Raw genomic sequence first — 22,846 nt, 5'->3', positions numbered from 1 at the left:
AGGCCGGCGCGGGCCGCGACCGGACCGAGCCCGCCGGGCGCGAAGGCGAGCGCCGCGGCGACCGCCGCCGCCGCGGCGATGGGCAGCGCGAGCCGGCGAGACCTCCCGGCCGCGAGGCGCAATGCGGCGATCACGGCGCCACCTCGAGGCTCACGATCCGGACGCCGATCGCGCCGTCCACGTCCACGAGCTCGCCCCGCCCCAGCGCGCGCTCCCCCGCGCGCAGGGTCACGATCCCGCGCCGGTCGAGCGCGAGCGGCAGGGTGGCTCCCGGCTCCAGCCGGGCGAGCTCGGCGAGGGTAATCTCCACCCGGGCGAGCTCGACCTCGAGCACCACCGGGAGCTGCGCCATCCGATCCGTCATGTCGATCTCCTCCACGTGAAAGGCTCCATCCTCGAGACGTCCCGCGAGCCGCGCGCCGCCCGGGAGCACCAGGGCCCTGGGCTCCGCCGTGCCGTCGAGCACCACGACGTCCCCGGTCGCGAGCGCGGCGAGCTCCTCGCGCCCGAGCGCGGCCTCGCCGCCGCGCAGCGAGGCCACCATCCGCAGCCCCGCGGCGGCGCCGTCCCAGGCCGGCGCACCGCGCAGCGCGCGGAGCGCGGCGGGCGGCAGCAGCAGCCGCGCGCGCCCGGAGACGTGTCCGGCGGTGACCGTGAGCTCGATGGCCAGCGCCGCGGCGGGCTCCGACGCGGCGCGGCCCAGGCGCGGCGCCAGCGCCTCCTCGACCCCCGAGACCTCGCAGGCCCCCTCGAGCGCCGCGAGCGCGAAGAGCTCCAGCGCCGCGGCCTCGACGCCGGTGAGCGTCGTCGCGCCGTACGTCTCGCCGATCCCCCCAGCGAGCCGGTCGACGAGCGCGACGACGAGAGCGGGCTCGACCTCGAGGGCGGCCGTCCCCGGGAGCGCGGGGAGGTCGAGGCCCACGCGCGCGACGCCGCCGCGCGGGAGCGCACGGCCGGGGACCGCTCGCGCGCCGACGGCGATATCGAAGCCGAGGAGGGACCCGAGCGTCCGCGCCGCCGCCGTGGCGACCTCCGCGCCGAGGGCGCGCGCGGCGACGGTCAGCTCGGCGTGACCGCGTGAGACGGACGGCAGCTCGAACGGAAAGGGCATGGACCGCGGACAGTCCACGGCCCATGCCAGCGCGAGCTGGCGCGGAATCACGGCGTTTTCCGCCCTCCGGCCGGCCGCGGCGGACCGCGGCCCGAACGGGCGGGTCGAGTCGCGGACCGCTCAGAGGCAGCCGAGACGCTCCCGGCAGAGCCTCGCCAGCGCAGGGGCGGCCGTCGGCGCGGGCAGGCCCCGCCGGACCGCGCGCAGGATCTCGGCGACGCGCGGACGCTCCGCCGGAGCGGGCGGGGTGGGCGCGCCGCGGTGAGCGGCTGCGAGCGCGGCCGCGAGCGCCGCGAGCCGCTCGGCCCGCGAGCCCGGCGCGAGCCGCTCCGCGTGGGCGCGCACCTCCCGGAGGTCGGCGGAGCCGAGCCGGGCGAGCAGGGCGGCGGCGCGCTGGGGCGCGAAGGCGGCCGCGAGGGACGCGAGGAGACGGTCCGCCGGGTTCACGGGGCTCCTCCGCCCCGGAGCCGTCCGGAGACGGCGACGCCGGCGAGCGCCGCACCGCCGAGCCCCGCCAGCGCGGCGAGCCCGAGGAGCAGCGGTGAGCGACGGGCCGGGGGCGCCGGGGGCGCAGGTGCCTCGGCGCCGGGCGCGATCACCACCGAGATGGCCGACGGCTCGAGCCCGTCGGCCGCGCCCGCGACGAGCGCGCGGATCCCGGGCTCCAGGGCTCGCACCGAGGCGCAGGCCGCAGGCCGGCACTTGACGAGGACCGCACCCCGCGGCGGTGGGCGCTCGCCGGGGCGTAGAGGATCGGGCTGCGGCAGGCCGAGGTGGACCCGCGCCTCGACGACGCCGTCGATGCTCTCCACGCTGCGCGAGAGCTCACCCGAGAGCGCGTGCAGGTACAGCGCGTGCTCCTCCGTCGCGGTCGGGACCATCGAGCCCTTGCCGAACACCTCGCCGAACCCCGCCGGGCGCGGCCTCGGCAGCTCCCGCTCGGCGAGGATCCGGTGAGCCCGCGCCGCGTCGCGCCCGCTCACGGAGACGGTCCACCGCCCCTCCGAGCCTTCCTCGCGCGCCTTCGTCGCGGACAGCCCGCCCTCGTCCAGTGCGACGAGGATCTCGTTCGCCTGGGCCTCCTCCAGGCCGTGCAAGAGCTCGTCGTCCCCGCAGCCGGCGAGGAGCGTGGCGAGGGCGAGGAGCGGGAGCGCACGTCGCATGGAGATCTCCTTCAGACCTGGGTGTTGAGGGCCTGCTTCACGGACTGGGCGCCCTGCTCGACGAGCTTCGAGGCGAGATCGACGGTCTGGACCACGCGGTATGCCTCGGCCTGCAGGCCGAGGAGCTCCTGGGCGCTGAAGGTCCTGCCCTGCCGCGCCGCGGCGAGGACGCCCTCGAGGCGCCGCTGCGCGCGCTCCACGCCCTCGAGCGCGGCGAGCGCCGGGCTCGGTCGCGGGGGTGGGGCGCTCGCCGCGGGCGCCCGCGGCTCTAGCAGCGTGGAGAAGCTCGGCTTGTCGGGCCTGACCGGCGCGGGCCGGATGGCCGCGCCGGCAGCGCCCACGGGCGCGATGGGCATGGCGGCCTCAGTGGATGTTGTTGATCGCCGACTTCGCGCTGTCGTGCTTCACCTTCATGACGTTCGAGAGCGCGGCGAACTCGCGGCTCTCGCGCTGCATGTTCTCCTGCAGCTGCAGGTACTGGAGGTTGAAGCTCTGGGACTGCTGCTGCAGGGCGCGCGTCGCGGCGACGATGTCCCCCTCGGCGCCGGCGGTCTCCGCGACGTGCGCCCCGCCGGTGGCGCCACCGCTCGCGAGCGTGCCGGCCGCGGAGCGCAGGGCCCCGGAGACGACGGTGCCGCCGGGCACGAACGGCGCGGCGAGCTCGACCGACGCGGCGACCCCGCGGGCCGCGCTGGCCGCGGCGGTGCGGAGGGCCGCGCCGAAGCGGTCCGGCTCGGTCTTGCGCTCGGTGGTGTTCGCGACGTGGATGGACGGGATCGGGTTCATGGGGTGGCCTCCTGGCAGGGCGGTGAGCAACCGGCGTGCCGCGCCGCATCTCCTGCGAGCGCTCGCCCTTGCGGCGCGCGGGGAGGGACGCAGCACGGCCCCTCGCGGCCGGCGCGCGGACGCGGCCGTGGTAGGGTCGCCCGCGTGTCGCGCGAGTACCTTCGCCGCCTGAGCGATCAGATCGTCCACGCCCAGCGCCCGATCCGCGTCCTCCGCGCCATCAACTGGTCGGCGCAGGTCCACGAGCGGTTCTTCCGGCACGGCGCGAAGGAGCTGCCGCGTCCCGAGTACCCGGCGCTCGGCTTCGTCCCCGCGGACAAGGTGAGGGAGCTCCGCGCCCTCCGCAGGCAGATCCGCGGCAAGAACCCGGTCGAGGACCTGCTGCGGAAGAAGTGCGACGAGTTCATCGCGCTCGCGCAGATGCTCGCCGCTCGCGGGACGCGGCGCTTCTACGAGATCTCGCGCCGCGTCTACGGCGACCCGCGCGATCGCTTCCCCGACCACAACGTCGACAACCTCGCCATCGCGCGCATGTGGGCGTCGCGGCCGCGGGCGCGCGACGAGCAGCAGATCTACTCGGCCGAGGAGGCCGCGAAACGCATCGTCGAGCTCTGCACCCCGCTCCTCGGTGGCAACGTGTCCGCGGTCGTGACCTCCCGGCTCACCGCGAACGCGGCGGCGGGCGCGACGCGCATCACGCTCAGGACGGGCGCCCGGTTCTCGGAGCGGCAGGTCCACGCGCTCGCCCACCACGAGGGGCTGTGGCACGTGCTCACCTCGCTGAACGGCTTCCGCCAGCCGGTGCTCACGGTGCTCGGGGTGGGGCTCCCCCGGTTCACCGAGTCGCAGGAGGGAGGCGGCATCGTCGCGGAGTTCCTCACCGGGCACATCACCGACGAGCGCTACATCGAGCTCGGCGAGCGGACCATCGCGATCGACATGGCCGCGCGGGGGGCCGACTTCCTCGAGGTGTACCGCTACCTGCTCGCGCGCTTCCCGCCCGAGAAGGCGGCGCTCATGAGCGAGCGCGTGTTCCGCGGCGGGATCCTCGAGGGCGGCGCCCCGTTCACCAAGGACGCGGCCTACCAGCGCGGCTACTGCCGGACCTTCAACTTCCTCCGCGCCGCGCTCGAGCAGCGCGACGTGGAGCTCGTGCGCGCGTTCCTCGCGGGGAAGATGAGCGTGGACGACGCCGAGCTCGTCCGTGACCTCGTGGAGGACGGGCTGTGCGTCGGGCCCGTCTTCCTGCCGGAGTGGTTCATCGACATCGATCGCCTGAACGCGCTCGCGACCCACAGCGTCACCATGAACCGGTTCAGCCTGCCGAGCGTTTCGCGCTACTACGCGGCGCGGCGGAAGGAGGGGCGGCCCGCGGTGGAGCTCGCCCCGCCGCTCCGGGAGGACAGCGAGGAGCGCGCAGGGACGGTGGGCGAGGACGAGGGGGACCAGGGGGAGTAGCGGCGCGCGGGGCGGCCCGCAGTGCAGGGTGCCAGTGCGGGTCGAGGTGGCCCCAGCGCGATTCGACGCACGGTGACGATTCGCTCGACGTGCGGCAGCGCTCTGCTACGCTGCGCGTGAATGGACCTCCTCATGCGCCGACTCGCCGTCCCCTTGTTCCTGGCCGCTCTGCTGACACCCACCCTCTCCCTCGCCGAGGGTGCCTCGCCAGCGGAGTGGTCGCTCGGCGGCGGTCTCAGCTGGACGCTCGTCGGCAACCCGATCTCGGCGATCCTCCTGCCCTCGGGCGCGTACGTGACGTCGATCGACGCCTCGATCCCGAGCGTCAACGCCTCCCTCGAGCGGCGCGCCGGCGAGCGCACCTGGATCGTCCTCGGCCTCGCGGGGGGCGGGGACCGGCGTGAGATGGATCCGCCGTCCGGCTCGACCTATTCGCCCACGGACCAGACCGTCACGGGCGCGTTCGCCTCGGTCGGCGTGCGCCGCGTCCTGACCCCTGGCGATGCCCCCGTCGACTTCTCGATCGTCGGGGCGATCGAGGGCGGCTTCGTGCGCGCGAGCGAGACGACGCCCTCGCCGGCCGGGGGCGACCTCGAGGAGACCTACCGGTCGCGGCTCGTCGGCGTCAGCGGCGGGATCGCGCTCGACCGCACGCTCACCGGCTCGCTGTCGCTCCGCATCGCGACGCCCCTCGTCACCGCCTCCTACGCGAGCGTGAGCAGCACCGCGACCGGCCAGGCGGACCGCGACGGGAGCGCGCTGGGCGCCCACGTCGTCCTCGCGCCGCGGCTCGAGCTCCGGATCGCGTTCTAGCGAGCGCCGCGCCGGAGGCGTTTCGGGCGGGGTTCCGCTCAGCTCACGGTCGCGCCGAAGAGCCGCCCGACCGCGTAGGTGACGCCCGCCGCGACCGCGGCGAGGCCGACCATGCGCGCCGCGGAGCGGAAGACGCTCGTGCCGGAGAGGAACCCGAGCAGCCCGCCCACCGCGGCGAGGAGCCCGCCGGCGAGCGCGGAGGCGATCGCCACCGCGGGCGTGCCGGTGGTGAAGAGGAAGGGCAGCACCGGGACGAGCGCGCCCAGCGAGAAGAGGACGAACGACGCGACGGCGGCGTGCATGGGGGAGCCGAGGTCCTCGGGGTCGAGCCCCAGCTCCTCGCGGACGAGGGTGTCGGCGGCGCTGTCGGGGTTCTTGAGGAGCTCGGCGGCGGTGCGGCTCGCCTGCTCCGTGGAGAGCCCCTTCTGCTTGAAGATGAGGGTGAGCTCCGCGGCCTCCTCCTCCGGCGCCTCGACGATCTCGCGCTTCTCCAGCTCCACCTGACGGAGGAGCAGGTCGCGCTGGCTCGCGACGGAGGTGAACTCGCCGGCCGCCATCGAGAAGGCGCCGGCGAGGAGCCCGGCGAACCCGGTGATCACCACCGTGCCGGGCGCGACGCCGGCGCCGGCGACGCCGAGGATGAGCGAGAGGTTCGAGACGAGCCCGTCGTTCATGCCGAACACGGCCGCGCGGAGCGACCCGGCGCTGCGTCCGGCGCGGTGCCAGCGCTCGCGCGAGGCGATGATCTCCCGCGCGTCCGTGGGGGCGCCCTCGCTCATGCCCACGAGCGCCTGGCGGTGCGCGCGCTCCTCCTCGGCGATGGCGCGCGCCTCTCCACCCTGGCGATCGTACTTGTCCGCGTCGCCCGCCTCCGTCTCCAGGACCATCGGCACCACGGCCGCGGAGCCGAGGCGCCGCGCCAGCCAGACGAGCGCGCGGACGCGCGAGCTCGGCCGGTCCGGCGGGACCGCGACCCCCTCGCGCTCGAGCTTCCGGAGCCAGAGCTCGGCGTGCCGCCGCTCCGCGATCGCGAGCTCGCGGAAGCTCTGGGCGCGGGCGGGGTCCTTCTCGTGGCGCGCGAGCCCCTCGTACAGGGCGGCGCCGTCGCGCTCGTCGAGCAGGTTCTGGAGCCAGAGATCGGTGCGCGGGGCCGTCATGGGGCCGGAATGTAGCAGGGCCGTGGTCCCCCGGGCCCGGAAGGCTCGCCACGGACGGGGCGGGTGGTCTATAGAAATGGACCCCCGGAGAACGCGCCGTGCAGAAGCTCGATACCCGTGAACCGTCGTTCGCCGAAGCGTGGGCGCGCGTCTGCGCGCGCGGCTCGGACGAGGACGAGGCCCCCGTCCGCGAGGCGGCGCTGGCCATCGTGCAGGACGTCCGCGCCCGCGGCGACGCCGCGCTGCTCGAGTACACCCGGCGCTTCGACGGCTGGGAGCCGGGCGGACCGGAGGGGCTCGTCCTCGGCAAGGACGCGTTCCGGGCGGCGTTCGAGGGGCTGCCGGCGGAGGGGAGGCGGGCGCTCAAGCTCGCGGCGGGCCGGATCGCGGACTTCCACCGGCGCGAGCGCGACGCGGAGGTGCCGGCGCGCCGCGACGCCATCGGCGCGACGCTCGCGCAGGTCGTCCGGCCGCTCGCGCGCGCCGGGCTCTACGTGCCCGGCGGCACCGCGCGCTACCCGTCCTCCGTGCTCATGACCGCCATCCCGGCGAGGGTCGCCGGCGTGCGCGACGTCTACGTCTGCTCGCCCGGCGTGAAGGGGACCGGGGAGATGGACGCCTGGACGCTCGCCGCGTGCCACGTCGCCGGCGTCTCGCGCCTGTACCGGGTCGGCGGCGCCCAGGCCGTCGCGGCGATGGCGTACGGGACCGCGTCGATGCCGGCCGTCGACAAGATCTGCGGGCCGGGCAACGCCTACGTGGCGGCGGCGAAGCGGCTCGTGTTCGGCCAGGTCGACATCGACATGATCGCCGGACCGAGCGAGATCCTGGTCCTCGGCGACGCCGCGGCCGATCCCGCCGAGGTGGCGAGCGACCTCATCGCCCAGGCCGAGCACGACGCGCGGGCGGTGTCGGTCCTCGTCACCCCCTCGGCGCGGCTCGCCGAGGCGACGCTCGCGGAGCTCACCCGGCAGCTCGCCGATCTGCCGCGCCGGGAGATCGCGCGGCGGTCGCTCGACGACCGCGGCGCCGCCGTGGTGACGAAGGATCTCGCCGAGGCGGTGCGGCTCGCCGACGCGTTCGCGCCGGAGCACCTCGCCCTGCACGCGCGGAACGCCCCGGCGCTCGTCTCGAAGCTCTCGCGCGCGGGCGCGGTGTTCGTCGGGACGAGCACGCCCGAGGCCGTGGGCGACTACCTCGCCGGCCCGAGCCACGTGCTGCCCACCGCCGGGACGGCCCGGTTCGCCTCGCCGCTCTCGGTCGCGACGTTCCGCCGCCGCATGAGCGTCCTCGAGCTCTCGCCGCGCGCGCTCGCGAAGGTCGCGCCCGCGGTGGAGGCGCTCGCCCGGGCCGAGGGCCTCGAGGGCCACTGGCGCGCGGTGGCGGTGCGGGTCGGGAAGCAGGCGGCCCCGGCGGCGCGCGAGCGCGCCACGCGGCGGACGGCGAAGCGGCCCGCGGGCGCCGCGAAGCGGGGTTCCCGCGCGGCGGCGGGGAGGAGGACGCGGTGAGGCGCTCGGGGGGACGGAGCGGCGCGGCGAGCGCGCGGCGCGGCCAGGTGGCGCGCAAGACGAAGGAGACGGACGTCGCGGTCGAGCTCTCCCTCGCGCCGGGCGAGTCGAGCATCGCCACGGGGCTGCCGTTCTTCGATCACATGCTCGACCAGATCGCGCGCCACGGCGGGATGACGCTCGCGATCCGGGCGAAGGGCGATCTCGAGGTGGACGCGCACCACACCGTCGAGGACGTCGGCATCGGGCTCGGCGAGGCGCTGCGGCAGGCGACCGCCGACAAGGCGGGCCTCGCCCGCTACGGCCACGCGGTGGTCCCGCTCGACGAGGCGCTCGCCGAGGTGGTGGTGGATCTCTCCGGCCGGCCGCACCTCACGTTCAACGCGAAGCTCCCCTCCGGGAAGAAGTTCATCGGCGGCTACGACGTGGACCTGACGCAGGACTTCCTCCAGGCGCTCGTGAACCACGCCCGCATCTGCCTGCACGTGAACGTGCGCTACGGGCGGAACCTGCACCACGTGGTGGAGGCGATCTTCAAGGCGACCGCGCGCGCGCTCCGGGCTGCGACCGCTCGCGAGGGAACTGCGCTCCCGTCCACGAAGGGGCTGCTGTGAGCAAGCCGCCCGGGACGATCGCCCTCGTCGACTACGGCGCGGGGAACCTGCGCTCGGTGGAGAACGCGCTGCGCGAGGTCGGCGCGGAGGTCGTCGTGACGCGCGATCCGGACTTGGTCCGGCGCGCGGATCGGGTCGTCGTGCCGGGGCAGGGCTCGATGCCGGAGTGCGCCGCGGCGATGCAGCAGAGTGGGGTCGCCGACGCGCTGCGCGAGGCGATCGGCCGGGGCGCGCCGGTGCTCGGCATCTGCGTGGGGCTGCAGCTCTTGTTCGAGGAGGGCGAGGAGGCGGGCGGGGCGAAGGGGCTCGGCATCATCCCGGGCCGCATCCGGCGCCTGCCGGAGGGCGTGAAGCTGCCGCACATCGGCTGGTCGCCGGTGCGCCTCGTGGGCGCGCGCCCGGCGATCTTCGCGCCCATGGACGGCGCCTACGTCTACTTCGCCCACTCCTACGCGGCCCCGGCCGACGCCCCCGGCGTCGCCCTCGTCGCCACGCACGGCACGACCTACTGCGCGGCGCTCGCGCGCGAGAACCTCTTCGCCGTCCAGTTCCACCCCGAGAAGAGCCAGAAGGTCGGGCTCGCGCTGCTCGAGCGGTTCGTCTCGATCTAGGAGCCCGCCATGCTCGTCATCCCCGCGATCGACCTCATGGACGGCGAGGCCGTCCGGCTCGAGAAGGGCGACTTCGCGACGAAGACGGTCTACGCCCGGCGGCCCGCCGACAAGGCGGCGGAGTTCGCGAGCGCCGGGGCGACGCTCCTCCACGTCGTGGATCTCGACGGCGCGAAGGCCGGCTGGCCGGTCAACCTCGACGCGGTGCGCGCCATCTGCGAGGTGCCGGGGCTCGAGGTGGAGCTCGGCGGCGGCCTCCGGTCGCTCCCCGACATCGAGAAGGTGCTCGCGCTCGGCGTCCGCTACGTGGTGCTCGGGACCGCGGCGGTCGAGCGGCTCGGGCTCGTCGAGCAGGCCTGCCAGCGGTTCCCGGGCAGGGTGCGCACCGGGATCGACGCCCGGAACGGCGAGGTGAAGATCGCCGGCTGGCTCGAGGGGACGGGGCTCTCCGCGGTGGACGTCGCGCGCCGCGTGAAGGCGGCGGGGGTCGGCCTCGTGGAGTACACCGACGTCGCGCGGGACGGGATGTTCACCGGCGTCGACGCGGCCGGCGCGGCGCGCATCCAGGCGGAGGCAGGGATCCCGGTGGTCGCCTCGGGCGGCGTCGCGAGCCTCGCGGACGTCGAGGCGTGCCGCGCGGCCGGCCTCGCGGGCGTCATCGTCGGCAAGGCGCTCTACGAGCGCCGCATCGATCTCGCGGCGGCGATCGCCGCGGCGGTCTCCTAGGATCCGGACATGCCCGCGAAGCGCATCATCCCCTGCCTCGACGTGAAGGGCGGCCGCGTCGTGAAGGGCGTCAAGTTCGAGAACCTCCGCGACGCCGGCGACCCGGTCGAGGCGGCGCAGCGCTACGACGCGCAGGGCGCCGACGAGGTCACCTACCTCGACATCGCCGCCACCCAGGAGAACCGCGGGACGCTGCTCGACCTCGTCACCCGCACCGCCGCGCGCGTGTTCGCGCCGCTCACCGTCGGCGGCGGCGTGCGGAGCGAGGAGGAGTTCGTCGCGCTCCTCCACGCCGGGGCGGACAAGGTCTCCGTGAACTCGGCGGCGGTGAAGGACCCCTCGCTCGTCGACCGGCTGTCGCGCATCGCGGGCACGCAGGCGCTCGTGGTCGCCATCGACGTGAAGCGCCGGCCCCACACCTCGCCGCAGGAGTGGGAGGTCTACGTGGCGGGCGGGAGCCGTCCGACCGGGCTCGAGGGCGTCGCCTGGGCGCGCGAGGTCGCGCGGCGCGGGGCGGGTGAGCTGCTCCTCACCAGCATGGACCGGGACGGGACGCGGGCGGGCTACGACCTCGAGCTCCTCGAGCGCGTGTGCGAGGCGGTGACCATCCCGGTGATCGCCTCCGGGGGCGTCGGCACCCTCGAGCACCTCGCCGAGGGCCTGCGGATCGCCGACGCCGCGCTCGCCGCGTCGATCTTCCACGACGGGCAGCACACCGTGCAGGAAGCGAAGGCGTACCTGCGCGAGCGCGGTATCGAGGTGCGTCCGTGACGCGGCCCGTGGCGCCCGTCGCGGACCCGGCCGCGCTCGAGGCGCTCCTCGGGCGGGTGAAGTTCGACGATCGCGGGCTCGTGCCGGTGGTCGCTCAGGAGGAGGACGGGACGGTCCTCATGGTCGCCTGGGCGAACCGCGAGGCGCTGCTCGCCACGGCTCGCACCGGGCGGGCGACGTACTGGTCTCGAAGCCGGCAGTCCATCTGGGTGAAGGGCGACACGAGCGGCCACGTGCAGGAGACCCGGTCGATGGCGCTCGACTGCGACGGAGACACCGTCCTCTACGTGGTCCGGCAGACCGGGCCCGCGTGCCACACCGGCGCCCGGAGCTGCTTCTCGGAGATACTGGAGATCCCATGGCAGACGAACGCTTCCTCGCCCAGCTCTGGGCGACCATCGAGTCGCGCAAGGCCGACCTCGGCGCGACCGAGAGCTACACCCGGCAGCTCCTCTCGAACCCGTCCCGCATCCGCCGGAAGATCATCGAGGAAGCGTACGAGGTGAACGAGGCCCACCAGGCGCTCGAGGCCGGCCGGGACACGAAGGACCACGTCGCCCATGAGGCGGCCGATCTGCTGTATCACCTCTACGTGCTCCTCTCGGCGGCGGACGTGACGCCTGCGGAGGTGTACGCGGTGCTCGAGCGGCGCCACGGCGGGCCTCGCCGGCAGAAGGCCGGCGGGGGCGGAACCCCTTGACAGGGGTGAGGATTTCGTCTAATAGCCGCCCCTCAGCCGCACGGAGGGCCGGGCGTCCGAGGGTGCCCGGCTCGTTTTGCGTTTCGGCGGTAAACCCGAGATCGAAGTAAACAGAGAGCGGAGACGAACTGGATGACCGGCGTGCGCGTCAAGGACGGCGAGTCCTTCGAGAATGCGATGAAGCGCTTCAAGAAGCAGTGCGAGAAGGCGGGGATCCTCTCGGAGATCCGCAAGCGCGAGCACTACGAGAAGCCGTCCGTGAAGCGCAAGAAGAAGGCCCTCGCCGCCAAGAAGCGCGCGATGAAGAAGATGCGCAAGACCTTCTAGTCGCTCGGGAGGGGTCGACGATGGCGCTCAAGGAGACGCTCGACGCGGACATGAAGGCCGCGATGCGGGACAAGGACGCGCCGAAGCTCAGCGTGATCCGGATGCTGAAGAGCGCCATCAAGTACCGCGAGATCGAGGTGATGAAGCCGCTCGACGACGCGGGCGTGCTGGCCGTCATCGCCACCGAGATCAAGCGGCGCCGCGACTCGGTCGAGCAGTACCGCGCCGGCAACCGCGCGGACCTCGCGGACAAGGAGGAGGCCGAGATCCTCGTCCTCCAGGGCTACCTGCCCGCACAGCTCGGCGAGGACGAGCTGCGCGCGAAGGTGGACGCCGCGATCCAGAAGACGGGGGCGCAGGGGCCGAAGGACATGGGGGCGGTGATGAAGGCCCTCCTGCCGGAGGTCCAGGGGCGGGCGGAGGGGAAGACGGTCAGCGACATGGTGAAGGCGCGCCTCGCCGCGAAGTAGCGCTCACGTTCCGCCGGGTGCGCGGACGGGCGCGCATCCGCATCGAAGAGGATGCTCCTGATCCCCGAGGCGCTCATCGAGCAGGTCCGGGATCGCGTCGACGTCGTGGCGGTGATCGGCCGCCACGTGGAGCTCAAGAGGTCCGGACGGACGTGGAAGGGCTGCTGCGTCTTCCACGGGGAGCGCACGCCGAGCTTCCACGTCTACCCGGAGGACAAGCACTTCAAGTGCTATGGCTGTGGCGCGTACGGCGACGTGTTCTCTTTCTTGCAGCGGCTCGAGGGCAAGGAGTTCCCCGAGGTGGTGAAGGCGCTCGCGCAGGAGGTGGGCGTCGAGATCCCCGAGGCGGCGGAGGAGGACAGCGCCGAGGCCCGGCGGCGCCGCAAGGAGCGCAACGAGGTGCTCGCGGCGTGCGACGCGGCCGCTCGCTACTGGGCGGCGCGCCTGCAGAGCCGGTTCGGCGCGGAGGCGCGGCGCTACCTCGAGGAGCGCGGCATCGGCGAGGAGGCGATCCGGCGGTTCCGGATCGGGATCTCCGCGGACGGCTGGGGCGACCTCGTGCCGCGGGTCGCGGAGAAGGGCATCGGCCCCGACGCGCTCCTGCGCGCCGGGCTGCTCGTCGAGAAGGAGAAGGGTGGGGCCTACGACCGGTTCCGCAACCGCCTCATGTTCCCCATCGCCGGCATGGACGGGCAGGTCATCGGCTTCGGCGGCCGCGTCATGCCCGGCGAGGCCTCCGACAAGGCCGGGGCGAAGTACATCAACACGCCGGAGACCCCCCTCTACAAGAAGTCGAAGGTCCTCTACGGGCTGGAGCTCGCGCGCGAGAGCATCCGCAAGACGCGCACCGCCGTGCTGGTCGAGGGCTACTTCGACGTGATCGGGCTCCACCAGGCGGGGATCGCGAACGCGGTGGCGGTCTGCGGGACGGCGCTGACGGCGGAGCACGTCGAGCTGCTCGGCCGGTGCGACTGCCGCGAGGTGACGATCCTCTTCGACGGCGACGTCGCCGGCCTCGCCGCCCCCGCCAAGGCGGCGGCGGCGCTCTTCCCGGCGGGCGTCTCGGGCAAGGTCGCCCTCCTGCCGTCGCAGGGCGGCAAGACCGATCCGGACGAGTACGCGCGCGCCCACGGGCGGGCGGGGGTGGAGGCGCTGCTCGCGAAGGCGACGCCGCTCTCCGAGCACCTCATCGACAGGGCCGTCGAGCGGGCGTGCGGGGGCGCCCCGCGGGACGCCGCCCTGGAGGCGAAGCTCGCCGCCGTCCGCGAGCTCACGCCATTCGTGCGGATGATGCCGGAGGGTCTCGCGCGTTCTGTCTTCGAGGACGCGATCGCGAAGCGGCTCGACCTCGACCTGGGCGCGCTCCGGGCCGAGCTCGAGGGGGAGCAGCCGAGGAGGCAAGCGCCCGCCCGCCCGGAAGCGGCGCCCGTGCCGCCGAGGCCCCCCGCGAGGACGGCCCCGGCGAGCCGGGTGAAGCTGCTCCTTCCGGGGCCCGCGGCCGACGCCCTGGGGCTGCTGGTGGCATTTCCGGCCGAGCTGGCCGGCGTCGCGGAGGAGGAGGGGCTGCCCGGGCTCATGCCCCCAGGGCCCCTCGCCGAGCTCGCGCGGGATCTCATCCGCGAGCCGATGCCGCTCGACGCGGCGCTGGCGCGTGTGCGCGCAGCGGGGGACGAGGACGCGTTCCGGCGCGTCCGGGACATCGTCGGACCGGCGCGGCCTCCGGTGGAGGGCGCCGTGACCGAGCTGCGGAAGGCGGCGGTGAAATCGAAGCTGGAGCGGCTGGGGTTGGAGATGGGTGAGGCGGAGAAGCGGGTCGCCAGGGCGGGGAGCGCCTCCGTCGACGACCTCTCGACCCGCTACCAGCGGCTCGTCAACCAGAAGCGGGACCTGCAGCGCCGGCTGCAGTCGCTGGAGCGCAGCGGATGAAACGCAAGCTGCGGAGCATTCTAGGGAAGTTCGCCGGGCTCGCCCGCCCCAGGCACGTTAAGGAAGCGCCACCTCGAGCAGCCGAGCCGTTGAAGGAGCCGAAGCACATGACCACGAAGGCCGCGAAGAAGCCGCTCAAGAAGGCTGTCGCCCGTACGAAGGCGAAGCCGTCGCCGCGGGAGAAGGAGCGGCTCGCGAAGGCCGTGAAGGCCAAGCCCGCCGCGAAGCCGGCGGCGAAGGCTGCCCGTCCCCCGGCGAAGGCCGAGAAGGCGGCGCACGCGCGCAAGGCCGAGAAGGCGGCGCCCCCGCAGCGGGCCGACAAGGTCGCGGCGCGCCCCCCCGAGAAGGCGGAGAAGGCCGAGAAGGCCCCGAAGAGGAAGCTCGACGCCGCCGCGCCCGCCGAGGCCGGCCCCGCGCCGAAGACCAAGGGGCCGAAGCTCCGGAAGGCCGCGGTGCCGTTCGACGAGGCGGAGGCCGACGGGCTGGAGGAGGGCGAGGAGGCCGAGGCCGCCGCCGACGACGACGACCTCGACGAGGATCTGCCGCAGGACGACATGAGCGACATCACCGAGCGGTCCGAGGTGAAGGCGCTCATGGCGCGCGGCCGCGAGAAGGGCTTCCTCACCTACGACGAGGTGAACGACGCCCTCCCGTCCGACATCGGCTCCGAGCAGATCGACGACGTCATGTCGATGTTCGGCGAGCACGACATCGAGGTCGTGGACGGCGCCGAGAAGAAGATGAAGCTCCCCGACAAGCCGCCGGAGCCCGAGGGCAAGGCGGAGGTCGAGGAGGAGAAGGATCCGGACGAGGACGCCGGCTACGGCAAGTCCAACGACCCGGTCCGCATGTACCTGCGGAAGATGGGGTCGGTGTCGCTCCTCACGCGCGAGGGCGAGGTCGAGATCGCGAAGCGCATCGAGGAGGGCGAGAAGGAGATCCTCGCCGCGGTGCTCTCGTCGAGCATCGCGATCCGCGAGATCCTCGAGCTGGGCGAGCGGCTGCGCAAGGGCAAGATCCGGGTCCGCGAGATCATCAAGGACGCGGGCGACGAGCAGCAGGCCGAGCGCGAGGAGGAGAGCGAGGAGGAGTCGCTCGAGGCGGAGGTCGAGGGCGGCGCCGAGGTCGAGGGCGACGAGGTCGCCGCCGACCCCGTCGCCGAGGGCGCGCCGGTCGAGGGCGCCGAGCCGGAGCGCCCGAAGATCCCGAAGGAGGAGGAGCGCAAGGTCGAGCACGTGCTGAAGCACATCGACCTCATCCGCAAGCTCGAGGGCGACGTCGCGAAGGTGAAGGAGACGCTCGCGACGAAGAAGCTGTCCGAGCCGAAGCGCAAGGAGCTCCGCACCGAGATCAAGACGATCGAGGGCGAGATGATGGAGCACCTCGAGGCGATCCAGCTCAACAAGAAGCAGATCGACCGGATCGTCCTGCGCCTCAAGGGCTTCATCAAGCGCGTGGAGGAGGCGGAGCGCGAGCTCGCCGACTGCGAGCGCGCGACGTCCGTGCCGGTGCGCGAGCTCCGGCGCCTGCTGCGCGAGGCGCGCGAGGACGAGGGCGCGCGCAAGAAGCTCGCGAAGAAGCTCGCCTGCTCGGCGGAGGAGGTCGAGGAGCTCGACCGCACCGTGCGCTCGGCCTACCGCAAGATGCTGCGCGTGCAGGAGGAGGCGGAGGTCCCGGTGGACGAGCTCCGCCGCACCTACCGCACGATCAGCGACGGCGAGCACAAGGCGGAGCGCGCGAAGACCGAGCTCGTCGAGGCGAACCTGCGCCTCGTCGTGTCGATCGCGAAGAAGTACACGAACCGCGGCCTGCAGTTCCTGGATCTCATCCAGGAGGGCAACATCGGCCTCATGAAGGCGGTCGACAAGTTCGAGTACAAGCGCGGCTACAAGTTCTCGACCTACGCGACGTGGTGGATCCGCCAGGCGATCACGCGCGCCATCGCCGACCAGGCGCGGACGATCCGCATCCCGGTCCACATGATCGAGACGATCAACAAGCTCATCCGGACGAGCCGCTACCTCGTGCAGGAGCTCGGCCGCGAGCCGACGCCCGAGGAGATCGCGGAGAAGATGGAGCTCCCGCTCGACAAGGTCCGCAAGGTCCTCAAGATCGCGAAGGAGCCCATCAGCCTGGAGACGCCGATCGGCGAGGAGGAGGACAGCCACCTCGGGGACTTCATCGAGGACAAGTCGCTCGTCTCGCCGTCCGACGCGGTCATCAACATGAACCTGGCCGAGCAGACTCGGAAGGTGCTCGCCACGCTGACGCCGCGCGAGGAGAAGGTCCTGCGCATGCGCTTCGGCATCGGCGAGAAGAGCGATCACACGCTCGAGGAGGTCGGTCAGGACTTCGAGGTGACCCGCGAGCGCATCCGCCAGATCGAGGCGAAGGCGCTCCGGAAGCTGCGTCACCCGAGCCGCTCCAAGCGGCTGAAGAGCTTCGTGGAGAACTAGGTCGTCGTGATGTGGTAGACGGTGCCTGCTGGGACCCTGGGCCCATAGCTCAACGGTCAGAGCGGTCGGCTCATAACCGATTCGATCCAGGTTCGAATCCTGGTGGGCCCATCATTCGAGGGAGCGAGAGCCTTGTCGTTGCGCGAGAAGCTGAAGGCGCTGGAAGAGCTGCAGCAGATCGATCTCGAATCCAACGAGGTCCGGGGAGCGCTCGGCGCCATCCCCGCGAAGAGGACGGCCGTGGAGGCGGCGATCGTCGAGGCCCGCAAGGCCTACGACGACGAGAAGCTGCGCCTCGAGGGCAACGAGCGCGAGCGGCGCCAGCTCGACAGCCTCCTCGGGATGGAGCGCGACAAGGTCAAGAAGTGGGAGGGCCGGCTCGGCGAGATCAAGACGCCCCGCGAGTACGCCGCGCTGTCCCGCGAGATCGACATCGCCAAGAAGACGAACGAGACGCAGAGCGATCACGTGAAGGAGCTCACCGCCCAGGCGGGCGAGATCCGCAAGACGCTCGACGCGAAGGCGGACGCGCTCTCCGAGCGTGAGCTCGCGGCGCAGAGCGAGCTCCAGGAGCTCGACCAGCACACCGCGGCCGCCGAGGAGAAGCTCCGCGAGCTCGACGCGCGCCGCGCCGAGGCCGCGAAGAAGGTCGACCCGGGCCTCCTCGCGAAGTACGAGAACATCAAGCGGCGCCGGGCGGGCGTCGCGGTCGCGCCGGTGGTCGGCATGACGTGCAAGGGCTGCCACCGGAACATCCCCCCGCAGCTCGCCATCACGCTGCAGCGGGCGAACTCGATCGAGACCTGCCCCAACTGCCACCGCATCATCTACTCGGCCGACGCGGTGAACCCGCCGGCGCCGTCGCCGGCCTAGGGCGCCCCGTGGCGAAGCCCGTCCTGGCCGAGCTCCTCCGCTTCATCGCCGCGAACGAGCAGCTCCCCCGGACGCTCCAGCGCTACTCGGGGTACGACCGCGACACGCTCGGCAAGCTCATCGACGCCGCCGCCGATCGCATCGAGGAGGCGGAGAAGGCGCGAGAGGCCGCCGCCCCCGGCGGCTCGAAGGGCATCAAGGTCCGCAAGCAGACCGACGTCGAGAAGGCGGCGGCCCGCTCCGCCGCGGAGCTCGACGAGGCGATGGACCTCTCGAAGGCGGAGCGCGAGCAGCGCCGCCGCGAGCGCGCCGCTCAGGCGGAGCGCGAGGCGGCCCAGGCCGCGGCGGCCGTGGTCGAGGAGCGCGAGAAGCGCACCCGGCTCTTCACCGACGGCGCGGCGCGCGGCAACCCCGGCCCGGCCGGCGCCGGCGCCGTGATCGTGAGCCCCGACGGCCACATCGTCGCGAAGGTCGGCAAGTTCCTCGGCGAGTCCACGAACAACGTCGCCGAGTACATGGGGCTCATCCTCGGGCTCCGGCGCGCGAAGGCGATGGGCATCAAGGAGCTCGAGGTGTTCGCCGACTCCGAGCTGCTCGTGAAGCAGCTCGCCGGCGACTACGCCGTGAAGGCCGAGCACCTGAAGCCGCTCCACGACGAGGCGCAGGCGCTCCTCAAGGGCTTCAGCTGGATCCAGGTCCGCCACATCCCGCGCGAGGAGAACGGGCAGGCGGACGCGATGTCGAATCGCGCCATCGACGAGCGGCTGTAGCCGCTGCGGTGCACCCTCCCGCCCCCACGGCGGCGGCCTCGCGCGCCCCTGACGTCAGGAGGGCCGGCGGCCCTTCGCGAGCTCCTTCGCGGTCACGCCGGCCGCGACGAGGATGGGGTCGTACACCGGAGCGAGCGGGGGTGCGTAGGCGAGATCGAGCTGCTCCAGGTCGGAGACCGTCATCCGGGCGGTGAGCGCCGTCGCGAGCACGTCGACGCGGCCCGTGACGCCCTCGGCGCCGACCAGCTGGGCCCCCAGCAGCCGCCCGGACCCGCGCTCCGCGACGAGCACCGTGGTGAGCGTGCTCGCGCCGGGGTAGGCGTGACCGCGGCTGCGGTGCGTCGAGGTGGCGGTGACGAAGTCGAGGCCCGAGCGGCTCGCGTCCGCGGGGCCGAGCCCGGTCCGCCCCACCTCCAGCCCGAAGACCTTGAACGCAGCGCTCCCGACGATCCCGCCGAACCGCTCGTCCGCGCCGGCGGCGTTCGCGCCGGCCACCTTGCCCTGCTTGTTCGCGGTCGTCCCGAGCGGGATCCACGCGGGGCGGGCGGTGACGAGGTGCCGCGCCTCCGCGCAGTCGCCCGCCGCCCACACCGCGGGCGCGCTCGTCCGTTGCGCGTCGTCGACGGCGATCGCGCCGCTCGCGCCGAGGACGATCCCCGCCGCCTGCGCGAGCGCGGTGTTCGGGCGCACGCCGACGGAGACGAGCACGAGCTCGGCCGGGAACGCGCCGCGATCGGTCGCCACGACGAGGCCTCGGCCCTCGCGCCGGATCTCCTGGACCGCGAGGCCGGTGTGGGCCTCGACCCCGTGCCGCCCGAGCTCGGCCGCGACCTCGTCCACCAGCGGGCGGGCGAAGCCGGGCAGCAGCTCTTCGAGCTTCTCGAGCACCGTGACCTCGAGGCCCCGCGCGCGCAGCGCCTCCGCCATCTCCATGCCGACGTACCCGGCGCCGACGATCACCGCGCGCCGCGGGGCGGCCTCGGCGAGGAAGCGCTTCATCGCGGCGCCGTCGGTGAGCTCGCGCAGCACGAACACGCCGGGGAGCTCCATCCCCGGCAGCGGCGGCCGGACGGCGCGCGCACCGGTCGCGACCACGAGCGCGTCGTAGTGGAGCTCGTAGGGGCGACCGGACGCGAGGTCGCGCCCGTGCACGACGCGGCGCTCCACGTCGATCCCGGTCGCCTCGTGCCCGGTGCGGACGTCGATCCCGCGCTCGCGGCGGAAGCGCTCCGGCGTGATCACCACGAGGTCCTCGATCGGCCGGGCCGGGTCGAGGAGGTTGTAGGGCATGCCGCACGCGCCGTAGGAGACGTGGGGTCCGCGCTCGAGCACCACGACCTCCGCCTCCGGCGCGCGGCGCTTCGCCTGGCTCGCGGCGCTCATGCCTGCTGCGACGCCGCCGATGACCACGATTCGTGCCATGGCCCCTCCCCCGTGCGAGCCAGCCGGCACGCGCGCCGGTTCGCCGGGAGGGCGAGCCTCGCCCGGATGGCGGCCGCCGAACCCGCCCGCGACGGCGCGGCTCTCATGGCGGCATGAAGCTCCCCTGGTGGTTTCCCTTCGGGCGCGTCCCGGAGATCGCGGCGCACGAGCTGAACGACCGGATCTCGAAGAAGCCTGCGCCGCACCTCCTCGACGTCCGCTCGGCGGCGGAGTTCGCGGCGGGGCACATCCGCGGAGCCGTGAACGTCCCCGTCACGGCGCTCGTCTCGGGGCTGGAGGCGCTCGCGCTGGATCGCACGCGGCCGGTGGTCGCGATCTGCCTGTCCGCGCACCGCAGCCCGCCCGCGGTCCGCCTGCTGCGAGAGCGCGGCTTCGACGCCGTACAGCTCGCGGGCGGCATGCTGGCGTGGCGTGCGGCGCGGCTGCCCGAGTCCCGCCGCTGACGCCGAGCGGCCTTAATGAAGCGCGCTCGGCGGCGGGCGTACGAGCCGGGAGAGCCCGTGCATCGCCTCGACGGTGGCGAGCAGCTCGAGCGCGAGCCGCGCGCACGGGGGACAGCGGGCGACGTGGAGCCTGACGCGGACCAGGACGGCAGGATCGCGCTCTCCGTCGATCAGCTCGGAGAGCCGTTCTGAGAGCTCGTCGCAGCGCAGCGGGGCGAGCGTGCCGGAGAGCATGGCGGGCACCTCCCGTGACTCGCCACGTACGAGCCCCGCGCCGCGGCCTGGAGCCAGGCCCTGCGGGGGCTAAACGGCCGATCATGATTCGCTAACAGGCGAGCGAAGCGAGCCCGCCGGGGCGACGCCGCGGAAGCGGCGAAGCCGCCCGCGGCGTCGCACGGGACCCGGCGAGCCGGGGTGGGGCCCCGACGAGCTTCGCTCGGCGGGGCGGGGGCGCAGCCCCCGTTAAAGTGCCCGCTCGTGCTTGGGCGCGTCCCTCACTGCCCGGGCGGACTCCTCGGCCCGCTGCGTCTTGAGCTTCTTCATCCGCTTGCGGATGAGCTCGCGCTTCAGGCTCGAGAGGTGGTCCACGAACAGCGTGCCCTGGAGGTGGTCGGTCTCGTGCTGGAGCGCGATGGCGAGCAGGTCGTCGGCCTCGAGCTCGAACGGCTTGCCGTGGTAGTCGAGCGCTCGCACCCAGACCTTCGCGGCGCGGTCGACGTCCTCGGCCTCGCCGGGGATCGACAGGCACCCCTCGGTCCAGGTCGTCTCCCCCTCGTAGCGGACGATCTCCGGGTTCACGAGGTGGAGGAGCTTCTGCCCTTCCTGCCGCGGCGAGGTGTCGATGACGATGACGCGCTTCAGCACCGCGATCTGCGGCGCGGCGAGGCCGACGCCGTCGGCGGCGTACATGGTCTCGGCCATGTCGTCGAGCAGGCGGCGGATGGAGTCGTCCACCCGATCGACGGGCTTCGCGACCTCCTTGAGGATCGGGTCGGGCCAGATGACGATTTCACGCACCATGAGGTCAGGTCACTCCAACGAGTCCGGCCGCTTTCTTAATCCATGCGCGGGCCGGCCGCACCTCCCCGGCGCTCATTCACCCAGGCCGCCGAGGTACTCCGCGCGGAGCCGGTCGTCTGCGAGCACCTCGCGGGCGTCCGTGACGACGCCCTGGATCTCGTCGAGGACGGCGGGGAGGCCCTCTCCGCGCAGGCCCGCGTGCCGCGCGGCGTCGAGCTCGGCGGACAGGCGTTCGGCCGCCTCCCGGACCTCGTGCGGGGTGCACAGGCGGCCGAGCCCGAGGATGGTGAAGTAGTCGGCGCGTCGCACCTGATCGAGCTTCTCGCGGATCCGCGCCACGTCGATGGCCGCCGTGGCCGCGGCCACGGGGCGGCCCCCCTGCAGCACCCGGACGCGCAGCACCTCCACGAGGACGAGGGCGGCGAGGACCTGGCGGGTCGAGAGCGCGTCGAGCGGGCTCGCCGCGACGATCTCGTCGAGCGTCCGGAGGCCGTCGGCGAGCGAGACGGCGCGCCGCTCCTCCGGCGAGAGGCCGAGGTCCGCGACCGCGGGCGCGCCCTCGGCGGGGACGAGGAGGGTGCCCGGGCCACCGAGCACCTCGTCGACGCGCGCGGCGAGCCAGCGGCGCCTAACGCCCTCGACGGCGAGCGCGAGCGGGCCGCGCTCGAGGGCGATGCGCTCCTCGGGCGGCACGTGCGCCGCGGCCCAGCGGAACCGCGCCTCCGGCTCGGCGAAGACGCCGAACACGACCTCCTCGACGCGGCGGCGCACGAGCGAGGTGAGCTCCGTCGGCTTCAGGAACCCGCGCTCGAGCAGGAGCAGCGCCGCCCGGCGCGAGGGAAGCGCCGCGGCGGCGGCCGCGATCTGGCGGTGCTGGTCGCGCGTGAGGAGGCCGAAGCGGAGCGCCAGCTCCTCGATGCGGTCGGACGGATCGCCGCTCGTCGCGCCGACGACGCGGCCCTCCTCGAGATGGATCGAGCGCGACGCCTCGCCCTGGACGTCGATGCGGCCGCTCGCCTTCGTGCGCGCCGCGAGCGCGAGGAGCCGCGGGGCGGGCAGGTCGGCGAGGGTCCCGCTGCGGAGCTCGGCCGGCGGCGGGGGAAGCCGGGGGGTGGCGGCGTCGGGCTCGGGCGGATCCAGGAACTCCGGGGGCGCGGCCGCAGGCGCGTCGGCGGGCTCGCGGCCGCGCAGGGCGGCCACGCGCCGCCGCGCCGCGTCGTCGGACGGCGACGTGGCGGGGGCGGCGCGGAACGGGGCCGCAGCCTCGTCGGGGAACGGGAACGCCTCCGGCCCGCGGGCGGCCTCCTCCGCGATCCGGCGGAGCTCCTCCTCCGCGTCCTCCCTGCGCCGCGCCTCCTCGGCGCTGCGCCGGCGCAGGTCCTCCATCTCGGTGCGAGCGCTCTCGATGGCGCGGCGCAGCGTCTCTTCCTCCGCCTCGCGCCTGCGCGCCGCCTCCTCGGCCTCGGCGCGCGCCTCCTCGTCCGCGATGCGCCGGAGCTCCTCCGCGGCCTGCTCCTCGGCGGCGGCGCGCGCGATGACGCTCTGGATGCGCTGCTCCGCGGCGCGTCGCTCCTCGTCGAGCTGCACCCGGAGCCGCTCGAGCTCGCCCTCGAGCCGCCGGCGAGCGTCCGCCTCGCTCGCCGCCTTCTCCTCCGCATCTCGCGCGCGGCGGGCCTCCTCGTCCGCCTCCCGGCGCGCGC

At 74.0% G+C, this 22,846-nt stretch carries 25 protein-coding genes, 1 tRNA gene and 1 pseudogene; 17 read left to right on the top strand and 10 right to left on the bottom strand.

Annotated features, from left to right (window positions below; all coding sequences use genetic code 11):
* Positions 1-130: 130 nt before the first annotated feature.
* The 5 genes from MNZ29_RS18175 to MNZ29_RS18155 form a co-directional block, all read right to left on the bottom strand.
* Positions 131-1,111: a FliM/FliN family flagellar motor switch protein gene (locus MNZ29_RS18175; RefSeq protein ID WP_242356213.1), complete on the bottom strand. Its 981-nt coding sequence runs from the start codon at positions 1,109-1,111 to the stop codon at positions 131-133.
* A 120-nt stretch (positions 1,112-1,231) separates the two neighbouring features.
* Positions 1,232-1,558, bottom strand: coding sequence for a hypothetical protein (locus tag MNZ29_RS18170; RefSeq protein WP_242356211.1), 327 nt, complete (start codon positions 1,556-1,558; stop codon positions 1,232-1,234).
* Positions 1,555-2,274 carry a secretion protein gene (locus tag MNZ29_RS18165; protein WP_242340350.1) on the bottom strand — a complete coding sequence of 240 codons (720 nt, stop codon included), beginning with the start codon at positions 2,272-2,274 and terminating at the stop codon, positions 1,555-1,557. The genes MNZ29_RS18170 and MNZ29_RS18165 overlap by 4 nt, the downstream gene beginning before the upstream one ends.
* A gap of 11 nt (positions 2,275-2,285) precedes the next feature.
* Entirely contained in the window at positions 2,286-2,630 is a 345-nt protein-coding gene (locus MNZ29_RS18160) for a hypothetical protein (RefSeq protein WP_242340349.1), read from the bottom strand.
* Positions 2,631-2,637: 7 nt separating this feature from the next.
* Positions 2,638-3,060, bottom strand: coding sequence for a hypothetical protein (locus MNZ29_RS18155; RefSeq protein ID WP_242340348.1), 423 nt, complete (start codon positions 3,058-3,060; stop codon positions 2,638-2,640).
* Between the two features lie 144 nt (positions 3,061-3,204).
* Here MNZ29_RS18155 and MNZ29_RS18150 point away from each other — a divergent pair, with 144 nt between their 5' ends.
* Together MNZ29_RS18150 and MNZ29_RS18145 are read left to right on the top strand one after the other, a co-directional pair.
* Positions 3,205-4,518 carry a flavohemoglobin expression-modulating QEGLA motif protein gene (locus tag MNZ29_RS18150; RefSeq protein ID WP_242340347.1) on the top strand — a complete coding sequence of 438 codons (1,314 nt, stop codon included), beginning with the start codon at positions 3,205-3,207 and terminating at the stop codon, positions 4,516-4,518.
* Positions 4,519-4,650: 132 nt separating this feature from the next.
* Positions 4,651-5,331, top strand: coding sequence for a hypothetical protein (locus MNZ29_RS18145; RefSeq protein ID WP_242356209.1), 681 nt, complete (start codon positions 4,651-4,653; stop codon positions 5,329-5,331).
* A 38-nt stretch (positions 5,332-5,369) separates the two neighbouring features.
* Here the strand turns inward: MNZ29_RS18145 and MNZ29_RS18140 are convergent, their stop codons facing one another.
* Positions 5,370-6,488: a VIT1/CCC1 family protein gene (locus tag MNZ29_RS18140; protein ID WP_242340345.1), complete on the bottom strand. Its 1,119-nt coding sequence runs from the start codon at positions 6,486-6,488 to the stop codon at positions 5,370-5,372.
* Between the two features lie 98 nt (positions 6,489-6,586).
* Here MNZ29_RS18140 and hisD point away from each other — a divergent pair, with 98 nt between their 5' ends.
* From hisD to MNZ29_RS18070, 14 genes and pseudogenes are all read left to right on the top strand, one after another.
* Positions 6,587-7,996 (top strand): histidinol dehydrogenase, encoded by a 1,410-nt coding sequence (gene hisD, locus MNZ29_RS18135; protein ID WP_242356207.1) that lies wholly within the window; start codon positions 6,587-6,589, stop codon positions 7,994-7,996.
* Positions 7,993-8,610, top strand: coding sequence for an imidazoleglycerol-phosphate dehydratase HisB (hisB, locus tag MNZ29_RS18130; RefSeq protein ID WP_242340343.1), 618 nt, complete (start codon positions 7,993-7,995; stop codon positions 8,608-8,610). The genes hisD and hisB overlap by 4 nt, the downstream gene beginning before the upstream one ends.
* Complete coding sequence (gene hisH / locus MNZ29_RS18125) at positions 8,607-9,221, top strand: imidazole glycerol phosphate synthase subunit HisH (protein WP_242356206.1); 615 nt, start codon at positions 8,607-8,609, stop codon at positions 9,219-9,221. Before hisB ends, hisH begins: the two co-directional genes overlap by 4 nt.
* A 9-nt stretch (positions 9,222-9,230) precedes the next feature.
* Positions 9,231-9,947 carry a 1-(5-phosphoribosyl)-5-[(5-phosphoribosylamino)methylideneamino]imidazole-4-carboxamide isomerase gene (hisA, locus tag MNZ29_RS18120; protein WP_242340341.1) on the top strand — a complete coding sequence of 239 codons (717 nt, stop codon included), beginning with the start codon at positions 9,231-9,233 and terminating at the stop codon, positions 9,945-9,947.
* Between the two features lie 9 nt (positions 9,948-9,956).
* Complete coding sequence (hisF, locus tag MNZ29_RS18115) at positions 9,957-10,718, top strand: imidazole glycerol phosphate synthase subunit HisF (protein ID WP_242356204.1); 762 nt, start codon at positions 9,957-9,959, stop codon at positions 10,716-10,718.
* Positions 10,715-11,026: pseudogene (locus MNZ29_RS18110) on the top strand (phosphoribosyl-AMP cyclohydrolase); the annotation flags it as partial. The gene hisF and the pseudogene MNZ29_RS18110, both read left to right, overlap by 4 nt.
* Before the next feature lie 50 nt (positions 11,027-11,076).
* Positions 11,077-11,418: a phosphoribosyl-ATP diphosphatase gene (hisE, locus tag MNZ29_RS18105; RefSeq protein WP_242340339.1), complete on the top strand. Its 342-nt coding sequence runs from the start codon at positions 11,077-11,079 to the stop codon at positions 11,416-11,418.
* Between the two features lie 132 nt (positions 11,419-11,550).
* Complete coding sequence (gene rpsU, locus MNZ29_RS18100) at positions 11,551-11,745, top strand: 30S ribosomal protein S21 (protein WP_242340338.1); 195 nt, start codon at positions 11,551-11,553, stop codon at positions 11,743-11,745.
* A gap of 20 nt (positions 11,746-11,765) precedes the next feature.
* Positions 11,766-12,215, top strand: coding sequence for a GatB/YqeY domain-containing protein (locus MNZ29_RS18095; protein WP_242340337.1), 450 nt, complete (start codon positions 11,766-11,768; stop codon positions 12,213-12,215).
* Between the two features lie 51 nt (positions 12,216-12,266).
* A complete protein-coding gene (dnaG, locus tag MNZ29_RS18090; protein ID WP_242356202.1) occupies positions 12,267-14,141 on the top strand; it encodes a DNA primase in 1,875 nt (624 codons plus the stop codon).
* Positions 14,138-16,597: an RNA polymerase sigma factor RpoD gene (gene rpoD / locus MNZ29_RS18085; RefSeq protein ID WP_242356200.1), complete on the top strand. Its 2,460-nt coding sequence runs from the start codon at positions 14,138-14,140 to the stop codon at positions 16,595-16,597. Before dnaG ends, rpoD begins: the two co-directional genes overlap by 4 nt.
* Positions 16,598-16,635: 38 nt before the next feature.
* A tRNA-Ile gene (locus MNZ29_RS18080) sits at positions 16,636-16,708 on the top strand.
* Between the two features lie 27 nt (positions 16,709-16,735).
* Positions 16,736-17,470: a zinc ribbon domain-containing protein gene (locus MNZ29_RS18075; protein WP_242356198.1), complete on the top strand. Its 735-nt coding sequence runs from the start codon at positions 16,736-16,738 to the stop codon at positions 17,468-17,470.
* A gap of 8 nt (positions 17,471-17,478) precedes the next feature.
* A complete protein-coding gene (locus MNZ29_RS18070; protein ID WP_242356196.1) occupies positions 17,479-18,240 on the top strand; it encodes a ribonuclease HI family protein in 762 nt (253 codons plus the stop codon).
* Positions 18,241-18,294: 54 nt separating this feature from the next.
* On the opposite strand, the gene MNZ29_RS18065 is transcribed toward MNZ29_RS18070, so the two are convergent.
* A complete protein-coding gene (locus MNZ29_RS18065; protein WP_242356194.1) occupies positions 18,295-19,662 on the bottom strand; it encodes an FAD-dependent oxidoreductase in 1,368 nt (455 codons plus the stop codon).
* 113 nt (positions 19,663-19,775) lie between these two features.
* Between MNZ29_RS18065 and MNZ29_RS18060 the strand changes: the two genes are divergently transcribed.
* Positions 19,776-20,126 (top strand): rhodanese-like domain-containing protein, encoded by a 351-nt coding sequence (locus MNZ29_RS18060; protein WP_277957329.1) that lies wholly within the window; start codon positions 19,776-19,778, stop codon positions 20,124-20,126.
* 12 nt (positions 20,127-20,138) lie between these two features.
* Here the strand turns inward: MNZ29_RS18060 and MNZ29_RS18055 are convergent, their stop codons facing one another.
* From MNZ29_RS18055 to MNZ29_RS18045, 3 genes are all read right to left on the bottom strand, one after another.
* Positions 20,139-20,360, bottom strand: coding sequence for an anti-sigma factor (locus tag MNZ29_RS18055; RefSeq protein ID WP_242340331.1), 222 nt, complete (start codon positions 20,358-20,360; stop codon positions 20,139-20,141).
* Positions 20,361-20,588: 228 nt separating this feature from the next.
* Positions 20,589-21,146 carry a peptide deformylase gene (gene def / locus MNZ29_RS18050; protein ID WP_242340330.1) on the bottom strand — a complete coding sequence of 186 codons (558 nt, stop codon included), beginning with the start codon at positions 21,144-21,146 and terminating at the stop codon, positions 20,589-20,591.
* A gap of 72 nt (positions 21,147-21,218) precedes the next feature.
* A partial coding sequence (locus MNZ29_RS18045; RefSeq protein WP_242356192.1) for a DUF4388 domain-containing protein occupies positions 21,219-22,846 on the bottom strand: 1,628 nt, incomplete at its 5' end.

Origin of the sequence: Anaeromyxobacter sp. SG64, assembly GCF_022690745.1 — a bacterium.
In the GTDB taxonomy this organism is placed as follows: domain Bacteria; phylum Myxococcota; class Myxococcia; order Myxococcales; family Anaeromyxobacteraceae; genus Anaeromyxobacter; species Anaeromyxobacter soli.
The sequence above is the reverse complement of the archived record's forward strand: the minus strand, read 5'-3'. Positions and strand labels throughout refer to the sequence as shown.